The sequence below is a fragment of the Lewinella sp. genome (assembly GCF_050633125.1).
GTDB lineage: Bacteria > Bacteroidota > Bacteroidia > Chitinophagales > Saprospiraceae > Lewinella.
The window spans coordinates 33,833-46,624 of the sequence record NZ_JBOEFX010000010.1; the positions used below are offsets into that span (position 1 = coordinate 33,833).

The 12,792-nt window shown below is 47.7% G+C and carries 8 protein-coding genes; 6 read left to right on the top strand and 2 right to left on the bottom strand.

The features are described 5' to 3' along the window. Positions 1 to 57 precede the first annotated feature (57 nt). The 3 genes from ACRBG0_RS02110 (at position 58) to ACRBG0_RS02120 (ending at position 3,585) form a co-directional block, all read left to right on the top strand. Positions 58 to 390: a hypothetical protein gene (locus tag ACRBG0_RS02110; protein ID WP_020538634.1), complete on the top strand. Its 333-nt coding sequence runs from the start codon at positions 58 to 60 to the stop codon at positions 388 to 390. Positions 391 to 542: 152 nt separating this feature from the next. Further along, positions 543 to 1,175 carry a hypothetical protein gene (locus ACRBG0_RS02115; protein WP_431485278.1) on the top strand — a complete coding sequence of 211 codons (633 nt, stop codon included), beginning with the start codon at positions 543 to 545 and terminating at the stop codon, positions 1,173 to 1,175. Between the two features lie 289 nt (positions 1,176 to 1,464). Then, positions 1,465 to 3,585 carry an SPFH domain-containing protein gene (locus ACRBG0_RS02120; RefSeq protein WP_431485279.1) on the top strand — a complete coding sequence of 707 codons (2,121 nt, stop codon included), beginning with the start codon at positions 1,465 to 1,467 and terminating at the stop codon, positions 3,583 to 3,585. Between the two features lie 260 nt (positions 3,586 to 3,845). Here the strand turns inward: ACRBG0_RS02120 and ACRBG0_RS02125 are convergent, their stop codons facing one another. After that, the gene (locus ACRBG0_RS02125) at positions 3,846 to 4,208 is read right to left on the bottom strand and encodes a four helix bundle protein (RefSeq protein WP_431485280.1); all 363 of its coding nucleotides are present in this window, start codon (positions 4,206 to 4,208) and stop codon (positions 3,846 to 3,848) included. Between the two features lie 266 nt (positions 4,209 to 4,474). Between ACRBG0_RS02125 and ACRBG0_RS02130 the strand changes: the two genes are divergently transcribed. Next, positions 4,475 to 9,334 (top strand): DNA repair ATPase, encoded by a 4,860-nt coding sequence (locus ACRBG0_RS02130; protein ID WP_431485281.1) that lies wholly within the window; start codon positions 4,475 to 4,477, stop codon positions 9,332 to 9,334. A 190-nt stretch (positions 9,335 to 9,524) separates the two neighbouring features. Here ACRBG0_RS02130 and ACRBG0_RS02135 read toward each other — a convergent pair whose 3' ends face one another. Further along, positions 9,525 to 10,190, bottom strand: coding sequence for an outer membrane beta-barrel protein (locus ACRBG0_RS02135; RefSeq protein ID WP_431485282.1), 666 nt, complete (start codon positions 10,188 to 10,190; stop codon positions 9,525 to 9,527). Positions 10,191 to 10,308: 118 nt separating this feature from the next. On the opposite strand from ACRBG0_RS02135, the gene ACRBG0_RS02140 reads away from it, so the two are divergent. Then, positions 10,309 to 11,403, top strand: a complete 1,095-nt coding sequence (locus ACRBG0_RS02140; RefSeq protein WP_431485283.1) for an adenylate/guanylate cyclase domain-containing protein — start codon at positions 10,309 to 10,311, stop codon at positions 11,401 to 11,403. A 431-nt stretch (positions 11,404 to 11,834) separates the two neighbouring features. After that, positions 11,835 to 12,776 carry an alpha/beta hydrolase gene (locus ACRBG0_RS02145; RefSeq protein WP_431485284.1) on the top strand — a complete coding sequence of 314 codons (942 nt, stop codon included), beginning with the start codon at positions 11,835 to 11,837 and terminating at the stop codon, positions 12,774 to 12,776. Positions 12,777 to 12,792 lie beyond the last annotated feature (16 nt).

The window sequence follows — 12,792 nt, forward strand, 5'->3', positions numbered from 1 at the left end:
GATTCTATGTAGATGTGTCTCGAAGTACACAAACAGTCATCATTAAATTTACTAACTATGAGAATTCTCTCTGTTTTCTCCCACGGCAACGAAATCGCCATACGCAATACCATCTTAGGCAAAGAAAAGGTGTTCTATAACGACCGCGAAGTCAGCGGTAAGTACTCCTTCTTCGGTGCTACCCACACTTTCGAGATACAAGAAGGCCCCGACTGGGTAGAGTATATTGTTAAGGTTGGCTACAACAACCTTGGTGTCTCGGCCAACGTTTGGCGCAACGGCGAAATGCTTGTACGTGGCTTAGCTTCTTCGTGCGCAAGCCCCATCCCGCCTAAACGGCAAACCAATAGGCCCCAGGATACCACCAATTATCACCACGATTTAGTTTAGGAATATTAGGTTACCTAATCCTAATTTTTACAATTAATCTGCTGTTTAGGTAAGAAATAACGACTGCGTTGTATCTTACCACAGCGGACCTACCCTTGCGCAGGCATAGCTTGGCAAACATCGCACGCGCAGTAATTTAAAACGAAACCCTCATGCAAGAACTATTTCAGGTAGCAGTACATCCTCTCAATTTGGTCTACACTGTACTTATGATGTTGGTCGTATTGTACTGGTTATCAGTGGTCTTGGGTGCGATTGATATAAGTGCCTTTGACTTTGATTTCGATGCTGACCTGGATGCAGATGTAGACGTCGATGCAGATTTTTCGGTAGGTGGCTTGTTTGCCTCCGCCCTGCATTTCTTCCACTTCGATCGCGTGCCTTTCATGCTCATCATGTCGCTGGTTGTCCTGTCAGCATGGAGTATGACGGTGCTCACCAACCACTACTGGGGCAACTATTCAGCAGCTTATGGCCTCGCTTTGGCCGCGCCTATTTTGCTGATAGCATTCCTCCTGGCAAAAATCCTCAGCTATCCGCTGATCCCTCTTTTTGCTCGTATGAACACGGCCGCTGCTCCTGTGGAATACGTAGGTATGCAGTGCCGCGTCAAACTTCCGCCTTATGGCAAGAACTTTGGACAGGGCGGTGTCTATCACGATGGCGATGAGCTATTGGTCAACATCAAAAGCACTCACTCCCTCAAAGCTGGGGAGGAAACCGTCATCATCGGGCGTACCGAAGATAAACGCTACTGGCTTGTCGAACCACTGGACGGTAGTTGAAAACCTTTACCAAACTGGATTTGGGGCCATGCCGGCCTACCGGCGGCACCGGGCTGTACGCACCTACTACCGTAGGATGCTGCCATCCCTTGTCCTTGCGGCCTCCGGCCACCGCCCTCCGCTCGTACCTCGCTACGGGCCAGTACTAAAAACAGTACCTAAATAAGGGGCAAAATTTGGAAAAGTGGAAAAGTTCGGGCAAAGCACCTTGCACTACAATTCGGAAGTCGGAAGCAATTTCCGCACAACGCACGAAAATATATTTAAACAACCATAAACCTCAACAGTCATGCTATTATTGCAAGTAGACATTGCGGGATCCATGGGTTACCTCCTCGGGGGAATCCTCATCCTGCTCTTTTTTGGCTTCTTGGTCATGCTCGTCAGATGGTACCGCAAGGTGCCCCAGGGCAAAGCCATCATCGCTACCGGATTACGCGGTACGCGAGTTGCCTTCGAAAACGGCCTCATGGTCATCCCGGGGATCGAGATGTACGAAGAGATGGACCTCTCCGTAAAAACCATCGAAATCAGCCGGATGAATCAGGATGGCCTCATTTGTAAGGACAATATCCGCGCCGACATCAAAGTCGTCTTCTTTGTCCGGATCAATAAGGATTCTAAAGATATCCAGAATGTCGCACAGAATATCGGCTGTGTCCGTGCTTCTGACCTCAATACCTTACGTGAGCTCTTCGAGGCCAAGTTCTCGGAAGCTATCAAAACGGTAGGTAAGCGTTTCGACTTTGTCGAGCTTTACGACAACCGCGAGAAGTTCAACTCCGAGATCCAAAATACCATCGGCGAGTACCTCAACGGTTACAAGCTGGATGATGTAAGTATTGATTATCTAGAGCAAACAGATATCGAATTCCTCAAGGAAAATAATATCCTCGACGCCGAAGGTATCAAGAAGATCACCGAGCTAACCGCTCAGCAGCGAGTAAAGTCAAATCATATCCGCCGCGAGGAAGAAAAGACCCTCAAGGAGCAGGATGTAGAAGCTCGCGAAGCCATCCTCGAATACGAGCGTCAGCTTGCCGAGAAGGAAGAGCGCCAAAAGCGGGAGATCGCGAACATCAAGTCGCGGGAAGAAGCAGAAATCGTCAAGATTACGGAAGAAGAGCGCCTTCGTGCTCAACTTGTACGGATCAAGACTGACGAAGAACTGCAAATTGCGGAAGAAAACCGTATGCGCCAGGTCATTGTCGCTGAGAAGAACAAGGAGCGTACCGAAGCGGTAGAAACGGAGCGCGTAGAGAAAGATCGCTTGCTAGAACTCACCGAACGTGAGAAGATCGTCACCTTGGCGGAGATCGAGAAGCAGCGCGCGGTAGAAGAAGAGAAGAAAAATATCCAGGATGTCATCCGCGACCGGATCATGGTCGAGAAGCGAGTCGTCGAAGAGGAGGAGCGCATCAAGGATACCCGCGTATTGGCCGAAGCTGATCGTCTCAAGCAGAAGGTTATCATTGAAAGCCAAGCCAAAGGAGAAGCCATCGTTATTGAGAAAGAACGTGGTGCCGAAGCCGCAAAGCTGGCCGCTGCCATTCAAGCCGATCAGTTGTTGATCGAAGCGGAAGCCAGCAAGCAAGCTGCCGGTAAAGAAGCCGAAGCTCGCAAAATCATGGCCGAAGCCAAAGCTGCGGAAGAAGCAACCCTTGGTCTATCGGAAGCGCAGGTGATCGAAGCCAAAGCACATGCTATGGAGCAGGAAGGTAAGGCCCAGGCACTGGTGCTGGAAACCCGCGCCCTCGCAGAAGCGAAAGGTATTGAAGCCAAAGCTGATGCGATCAAGAAGCAAGGGATGGCCGAAGCCGAAGTTGCAGACCAGAAAGGCGCAGTAGACGCCAGAGTAATGGAACTCAAGCTAGCTGCCGAAGCTCGTGGTGTAGAGCAGAAAGCCAATGCGATGAAGAAGCTCGACGGTGTAGGCAAAGAGCACGAAGAGTTCAAGCTTCGCCTGGAGAAAGACAAGGAAGTCGAACTGGCAGGTATCAATGTGCAGCAGCACGTGGCCGAAGCCCAGGCGATGGTCTTGGGAGAAGCCATGAAGCATGCCAATATCGACATCGTCGGCGGCGAAATGCAGTTTGTGAACAGCATCATGAACTCTATCAATCGAGGCAAGTCTATTGATGGCCTGATCAACAACTCTACGCACCTGACCCAATTGAGTAATGGTTTGCTTAATGGTGGAGGCGGCAACGGTGGTGTCCTGACGCAAGTCTTGGGCCTTATTCAGAAAGCCGGCCTCACAACTGAAACCATCAAAAACCTGACGCTCACGGCCCTCTTACTTCGCCTAAATAACGAATTGAGTGGGGACGATCGCAGCCTCGTTCAGCAACTCCTCAACAAGGTAGAAAGCCTTGGATTAGGAGGGGTAGAGGTAGGGAAATTGATGTAGGTGCTCGTCCCGATACCTCGGGACTCGCGGAGGTATTCCCCCGGAAAGCCGGGGTCGTGCTCACTTCGTTCGCGGGTTTTGTTGGCGATCTCACCGCGTTCATAAAAAGAACCGTGAGGCAACGCCCCCCCTACGAGCGCAGCGAGTCCCCCCGTGATCCCGACAGTAGGTCGGGAGAACACAACCACGAGCGTAGCGAGTACTCCCGTGAGGCGCAGCCGAACACTACCACGAGTCCCGAGGTATCGGGACGAGTACCTCTACCCCCTCCGCTCAACCGCCTCGATAAACTTGGCGAGTTGAATACCTAACTGAATCCCTTGCTTTTGGAGTCGTTTTAAGAGCACTTCATCGGTGAGGGATCCAGTTTCAAAAAGTGTTTCCAGATGGTCAATGGTTTCATCTTGGGAAGATTTAGAGAAAATGAGGAATCGAATAAACTCCTTGGGATATCGCCTTCGGCCCGTCCCTTCGACAATATTCGCTCTTACAGACTTAGACGACCGTCGGATTTGTGACCCAGTTTCATACAATTCGAATTTTGGAAGCGTTAGGCTCATCTTGTGAATAGCAATAGATTGCGCACGAGCGAGCTGCCAGATAGAGAGTTTGCGGTAATTCATGAAACCTGCTGTCTGTTTGTTGAAAAAAGCTAAAAAAAATAATTTTGTTTATTGTTTTACATGAAACAAACTTATTTTTTTAGTACATGGTTTTGTGAAACCCTAAAACACTACCCAAAAAAAACGTGAGGCAACGCCGAACATAACCACGAGTCCCGAGGTATCGGGACGAGTACCCCCGTGATCCCGACGAAAAGTCGGGAGAACACCACCGCGAGTGCAGCGAGTACCCCCGTGAGGCAACGCCGAACACTAAAAAACTAAACATGTCCAATACCCAAAATATAGCCCTCGACACAGGCACCTATGATATCATCCGCGGACGATTGGAGCAGCAGGCCGATGCCTTGCGCCAGCGTTTAGCACAATTGAACGAAGAACGTAAGACGGTTTTTGGGGCCATCGAGACGACTTTGGTGGCGAATGACCGTATTCACACCGGCAACTACTGTACTGCACGGGATGTAGTAGCTATCGGTGACCATTGTATTTTTGGGTACAACGTACACGTTGGATTGCGTTCGGGTATCAAGCTTTCTGATGTGTTTAGTGGCTATCGTTTTACAGAACAAAGCTTCAAAGAAGAGGAGCTGAGCATTCTGAAAGATGAAAAATTCCTGACGGATTTTCAGAACCTATACCGTTATTACAAGGATGCTTTCTTCGCGCGGTTTTCTCGCCGAGGGCAGTACTTGTATATGGTGTTTCATCTGAACGAAGGTACTACGGACTTCAAAACATTCAAATGGTTGATCACAGATGAAGGGCTCCGTTATGTCGATAACCGCTCTGACCATGAAGTGAAATTCCCGGAGCAGTATGAGTTTCGCTGGCGTTTAGCAACCCGCGACGATCAGCGGCAGGGCAAGCATCCACACGTATCTATCATGGATCGTGTGTTTGTAGAAACAGTGGGTGGTGATTTAACCATCAAGGTAGAAGACAATACCAGCGATGGACGCGGTATTTACGCCGAGCCAGTAGAATACCCTGATCAAACCCTTGATGATGCGGAGTTTTCCTACGCTGACCTGGGCAACCTCATTGCATTACGTATTCGCCCTTATCAGGAAAAAGACCGCTATTTCGTTTTCAACGAAAAGATCCAAAAAGTAGAACGCGTCGATGCGCTCGCCAAGTCGGGTATCCTTTTGCCAGAAAGCCAAGGCTTGATCTTTGCTAACGGTTACTACCTCCAGACGGGAGAACATAAGCTCTTTGAGCAGGTCACCCAAGGTTTGGTATTTAAAAAAAGAATCAGCTCTGGTAATGGAGAAGATTACCTCTTTGTTTTTTACGACAACCTGCATGGTACTTACGTGCTTTTGCCTTACAACATCATCAGTCAGTCAATAACGACGCCCATCATTTGTAATGGCTTTACGTTGTTTCCAGGCGGGGAACTGTGCTATTTTAAGGCCGAAGAAGAAGCCACGAAGCATCACGTTATGCAGATTTGGCAAACGCCTTTCGTCGCTGATGTGCAGGCAAAGACGGGCAATCAGGAGAATTTCCTGTTTAAAGTAGGTAATAAAGACATCGTTCGTGCGATGGCCGAGTGCCAGGAAGTCCTTACCCTTTGCGGGAAGGAAGACTCTTACGCCAACCTTTACGATGATTTGTCCAAGCGGGTAACCGATATACTGGACGCCTACTACTGGATTGATGACCCAAAAGTATTTCAACTGGCCGAAGGCCTTCGGCCCATCCGAGAAACGGCCCAAGCTGCTATTGAAGAGTTTGAAAAGAAAGTACGTACCCAACGCCAAACCAACAATGCACTGGGAACAGTGGCAAAACGTGCGGAAAAGTTATTCGACCGTATCCGTCGAGAACGCTTTGACAGCATTGAGCTTTTTGTTGAGCAATTAGCGGCCCTGCGCCAGCTACGAGGAGATATTCTTGGCCTAAAGGAACTGCCTTTTACCAATGAAGAACTTATCGTAGAACTTCAGGCAGAGGCTCAGAAAAACAACGAAAAGCTGGCTGAAACCTGTGTAGAATTCCTATTGTTACCGGAAGCACTACAGCCTTATGAGGCACAAATTATTGAGCAGGCGTCTCTCGTCGGTAACCTGAAGACGGCCAAAGCGGCCAGTGAATTGGAAGAGGGTTTTGATGAAATCGGTGGACAGTTGGAGCTGTTGGTGGAGATGGTCAGCAATTTGAAGATTGCAGATGCTACCCAGACAACCCGCATTATCGATACCATTTCAGCCTTGTTTACCCAGCTTAATCAGCATAAAGCAGCGATCAAAAAGCGAGCACAGCAGTTTCGTACCCAAGAGTCTGCGGCGGAATTTGGCGCACAGTTGAAGCTGCTGGACCAAAGCTTGATCAATTATCTCGATCTCGCAGATACACCTGCACGTTGTGATGAGTTCCTGACCAAACTGATGGTGCAGCTTGAAGAACTAGACAGCAAGTTTGCCGAAGTGGAAGCCTTTACGCTTGAACTGACCGAAAAGCGGGAGGAGGTCTATGCGGCCCTGGAGAATCGTAAAAATAGTTTGGTTGAAGCCAGAAATAATCGTACAACTGCCTTAGCAAAAGCTGCGGAGCGCATTTTTACGGGCGTACAGAAACGCACGGAGGCCTTTAAGGAGTTGGCAGATATCAATAGCTTTTTTGCAGCAGATTTGATGGTGGACAAAGTGCGGGATATCATCCAGCAACTTTATGCCCTGGACGATAGCAACAAGGCTGACCGTATTCAGACCCAATTGAAGAGCTTGCAGGAAGATGCTGTACGGGGCTTGCGTGATCGCCAGGAATTGTTTGTAGGAGGAGAGAACGTTATCAAACTGGGCCGTCATCGCTTCTCTGTAAACAGCCAGCCTTTGGAGTTGACAGTCGTCAATGAAGGAGACGAATTACTTTACCATTTGACAGGTACCAATTTCTATCTGCCTATTGAAGATGAAGTACTGAATGGGAATAAAACCTACTGGCAGCAACGCCTCATTTCAGAAGACAAACAAGTGTACCGGGGCGAGTACCTGGCCTTCTCTTTATTGCCAGTAGCATTAAAAGAAGGGTGGGGTGCCGAATATGATGTGATTTTGCCAAAGATACAGGAAGCGGCGGCTGGCCGTTACCAGGAAGGTTACACCAAAGGCATCCACGACGAAGATGCAGCACGAATACTGAGTGCACTGCTAGGAATGCAAAGTACGATTGGTTTATTGTCATTTACGCCTAGTGAGCGCGCGCTTGCGCTGATTTGGTGGATGCAATTTGCGCAGCATGACCGTAAGGCAGAGCTAGAGCAGCAACTGGAAAGTGCTGGCACCATCCTGAAAGTATTCCCAACGACGAAAGAGTTTGCTTACCTGAAAGAAGATTTAGTAGTAGAACTAGAGCAGTTCTTGGCAGCTCATAAGTTATTTCCAACGTATTTAACCAAGCGTGCAGCTGCATATCTTTTCAACGAGCTAACAAACGGAGGTTCAATTTCAGTGAGCCAAACGGCAGGGCAATTGTGGGAAGATTTACAGACTTTTCTGAAAAAGGAGAAGTCATTGACGAAGTTCAAAGAGTCATTGAAGTTATTGTCCTCTCACCCGCGCGAGCAGTTTTTGCTAGCCAGAAAGTGGGCTCACGCCTACCTGGAAATGCAAAACCAGGAAGAACTGTGGGCTTATCAGGAAGAATTGGCGGGGCTAATGTTGTATGGCGAATTACTCACCACTACGCTCGTTGATGCACCGTTGTTGGTGCAGATCGCCGGGATGCGGGGTGACCATGCTTTGATCGTCGATGGAAGTTACACCTTGGCTTACCATACGTTTATGGACAAAATGGAAGCTTATGTCAATACCAGTGTTCCTGGTTTTGTAGCCTTCACCCAGCGTAAGCGGGCCTTAGCGGAAAGCTTCCGTAAGGAGATGCAGCTGGAAGAGTTTGAGCCCAAAGTGCTTAGTTCCTTTGTGCGGAACCGCTTGATTGATCAAGTCTATTTGCCGATTTTTGGTGACAATCTGGCCAAGCAAATTGGCGCAGTAGGAGAGCAGACCCGTACCGATAGAATGGGGCTTCTACTCCTGATTTCGCCACCTGGATACGGTAAGACGACACTGATGGAATACATTGCCAACCGTCTCGGCCTCATTTTTGTAAAAGTCAACGGACCGGCAATTGGGCACAATGTAGTCTCGCTGGCACCTAAAGATGCCCCTTCGATGGGCGCTGCCAAAGAGTTGGAGAAACTCAATTTGGCATTAGAAATGGGCGATAATATTATGCTGTATGTTGATGATATTCAGCATTGTAACCCAGAATTTCTACAGAAATTTATCTCCTTGTGTGATGCGCAGCGCAAGATAGAAGGCGTTTACCAAGGGCGCTCTAAAACCTACGATCTACGCGGACGCCGCGTGGCGGTAGTGATGGCCGGCAACCCTTATACCGAAAGCGGTGACCGCTTCCAGATACCGGATATGTTGGCAAATCGTGCTGATATTTATAATCTTGGTGATATCATAGGTGATTCTGCCAAAGCCTTTAAGCTGAGTTATCTAGAGAACAGCCTGACTTCTAACCCAACTTTGGCACCTTTAGCAATGAAGGCGCGCAAAGATTTGTATACAATGATCGAGGGCGTAGAAACCGCTCGCCTCGAAGATTTACAGCTGGAGGGAAGTTATAGTGGTGAAGAATTGAAATCCTACATCAATGTACTTACCAAGCTGTTGTATGTACGTGATGTCGTACTGAGGGTCAATAAAGCCTATATCCAGTCGGCAGGAATGTCGGATGCCTATCGTACCGAGCCAGCTTTCAAACTGCAAGGCTCGTACCGGAATATGAATAAATTGGCGGAAAAGGTATCACCTATCATGAATGACAAAGAGTTGAATACCCTTCTCTTGGCACATTATGAGGGCGAGGTACAAACCCTGACCTCGGATGCAGAAGGAAACTTGTTGAAACTGAAAGAACTGTTAGGTTTACAAACTAAAAAAGAAGCCGCGCGATGGGAAGAAATCAAGCAGACTTTCAACAAGAATAAGCTCTTTGCCAGCGAAGATGGAACGGATCGGATGGCGCAAATTTTGGCACAACTAGATGATTTCAATAGTGGTCTCCGAGGCATTAAGCAGGCTTTGAATGGAGATACTAAGTAGTTGATTATTTAAACCACCAAAGGCACCTAAGTATTGCGCAGAAAATAAACTGCGATTTTGTTTTCGTGCTGTTCCTAAGTATTTTTTCTTAGTTAGTTCTCTATTAAAAAAACTAGGTGCCTTTGGTGGTTTAATCTGAAAATCCTTGGTGTCTTTGGTGCTCTTTGTGGTTCAGAAATATGTCTGCCTATTATGGCCTGTTGATATTTATGGAATACCCCAAACCTATCGACCAGCTACGGTTTTCAGAAGTGTTGGTTTCTGTCATATCCAGAAAGCCATGGTAGTAGTCGGCAGATAGTTGAAGGCTCCCGAACCCAAGTTGGTAAGCAAAACCAAGGCCTGCTTGGGCACCGAAATCGAAGCGGTTGAGTGTGTTTTCTTGCTCGAAGTCGAGTTCCTGTCGTTCGCGGCCACCATCTAAAGAAGATAGAAAGAGAACATCACGATGGCCACTCATAAGGTAACCTAATCCAGCACCCGCTTGCCCAAATAGAGAAAAGCGATTAGCCAGTGGAATATTGGCTTTGATGAGCAATGGCAATTGGAGGTAGTTGGCGTAGATGGTTGCATCTTGTACAAGAAAAGGGTTGCTACCCACAAAGCCTGGTTCGCAAGCAGCCCCTCGGCGTAGGTAGCCAGGTGCGAGACCTACGCTAATAGCAGGCGATACCGAATAAAAAGCTTCCATTGATACGCCGTAATGCTCAATTCGTTGATCAAAACCGTCGATTGCGATTTCGTCGCCGTAGTTTTGCCAGGCTTCACCCGTTTGCACTTTTAGACCAAGGCTGAGTTGTGCGAATAAGCCACTGCTGAGGATCAGGGAAAGGAAAAACAGAAAAGAATACTTCATAATTTTGATTTTTTGGAGTACTGGGCAAGACGGTTGTTTTTTTAGAAATGGTTGGGTGAGTTGAATTCTGTTAACTTTATGCACCACATTATGCCATTTGGCAGCGTTATTCCATCAAATGAATCCACAACTAGCACAAACAAGCAGTTTTCGTTCCCGTTCCTGGCGGTTGATCCTGCGGGTAGCCGTCTTTTGGTACTTCGTAGCTTTGGCCAAGACCATCTATGATTACTACCTGCTAAAAAACAATGGAGGAGAGGTTTTTGAGTTTATGAATTGGTTGATCGGCAGTTGGGTCGCTTGCACGATTGGCCTGTTGTTGCTAGGCCCATTTATCGTCTATCTTTTGTATCGTACACTAAGGGCCGCTCCTTATTGGAAGGTGCTGAGCTATCTGTTAGGCGGATTTACCCTGATTGCCTTGGTCGCTGATATGGTGGCTATGCCAGTGATTTACGCGCTGGATAATGATGTGGTCGTGTATGGTAGAGACAGCCTGGCCTACGCTTTTGGTTATTTACAGACGCCTAATTTTCTTGCCGTCTATTTCTTTTGGTTATTGGTGACTGTCGTAACGGTCATTGTTATTTTGGTCAATGAAAAGTATGGCCCGGGGATGTTTGGGAAGTTACTTATGGGGCAATACTATAGCCCAAAGCGAGAAGAACGCGTCTTCATGTTTTTGGATATGAAATCGTCAACGACCATTGCAGAGCAAATAGGAGAAGAAAACTATTTTAATCTACTAAAGGATTGTTTTGCAGATATGACAGGCCCTATTCTCGACAATTCAGGAGAAATCTATCAATATGTTGGCGATGAAGTGATTGTCTGTTGGCCAATGAAAGTAGGCGTAGAGCAGGCCCGCTGTGTGAGAACCTTCTTTGGGATAAAACGACAGCTACAGCGGCGGAAAACGTATTACGAAGAAAATTACGGGGTGCTACCGTCTTTCAAAGCAGGTTTCCACTTTGGCCAAGTGATGGCCGGAGAAATTGGTATCATCAAACGCGACATCACCTACTCTGGCGATGTACTCAACACGGCAGCTCGCATCCAGTCGAAATGTAACGACCTCGGCGTAGATCACCTTATTTCGGGCCCACTTTGGGATAAGATCGCCGATGAATTCCCCGAAGGTGGCGAGCAGGTTTCAGATCAAATAGAACTGAGAGGACGGCAGGAGCGGATTGATTTGTATCGGGCGCTTTGAGTGAGGGATGGGGACATAACACCCTCAAGTGGGAGGGCCCTCCCAGCTGTCCGGACCGCCGGAACACCCTCTCACCATTCTGGTGAATGGGCACGCGAATATACCTGCTCTCGTCGTCGAGAACAGCCAAGCAATGCGAAAAAAAACCTCTGAATTCCTTTCGGACGAAAGAAAGGGTAGTGACCTTCGATTTTCAGTAAAGTCGTCAACTTTGCTGGTTTGCAAATGTAGATAATAAAAACAATTAATCAAATTTTAGTTTTAATTTATTTAATTAAAGTTGTTTTTGTTGCTTGAGAAGGCGTTTCAAATTCTTTTGAACGGAAAATGTCAGAGAAAACTTAACTTTAGGGATGAGGAAATATTTGTAGCAAAATGTGTAGATGATTTTTTGCGAACTCCCCTAAACCCTCACCTCAAAGAAAAAACAAATGACCTTACCCCTCCGGATACTCTTATTTTATGTCAATCACCTCAAGCCTAAAGTAGACTTAAACCGAGTTGCTCCAGAAAAAATACGGGAGATGAACCGAAAAGAGCTACAAAAAATTGGCTCAATTATCGATGTATCTCCCTGCGAAATGGAAAGGGTAGAAGAAGGCGCTTTTACCGCCACAGATGGTACCAGCATTAGCTACCGCTATTATCAACCCTTAGAAATGGGCAAGGAAGGAAAGTCCATTCTCTTCTTTCACGGCGGTGGTTTCGTGACGCGCGATCTGAATTCTCATGATAAGGCATGTCGTCGACTGGCCCAAGAGAACCGGATGCCCGTCTTTTCGGTAGCGTATCGGTTGGCACCCGAATTTAAGTTCCCGATACCCGTGCAAGACTGCTATGATGCTTTCAAGTGGTTGGTAAGTGCTACTGCCGATCTAGGACTGAACCCCGAGCGGATCACAGTGATGGGCGATAGCGCCGGAGGCAACTTGGCTACGGTAGTATGCCTATTGAGTAAACAAGAAGGCGGAATCGCCCCCTGGCGGCAAGTGCTCATTTACCCCACGGCTGATGCTCGCTTGTGTTACCCCTCTGTGGATAGCCTGGGCAAAGGCTATTTTTTGACCCGTGAGTTGATGGAGTGGTTTGTCATGCATTATCAACGCACCGAGGATGATATCATAAATCCGTTGATGTCGCCTTTACTGGCAGAGGATGTGAGTGGGCTACCTCCGGCTTATGTCTGCACTGCTGACTTAGACCCTTTGCGGGATGAAGGAAAGGCTTACGCCGAAAAGATGGAAGCTGCGGGTGTAGACGTGGAATTTCAGAATTTCCGGGGTGTTGTCCACGGTTTTTTGAACCTGCGCCGCTTGTGTAAACGACAAAACAGCGCCATGCATGCGGATATTGCTGCGTTTTTGAGTCGTTAATAGCCTTTTTTGAACC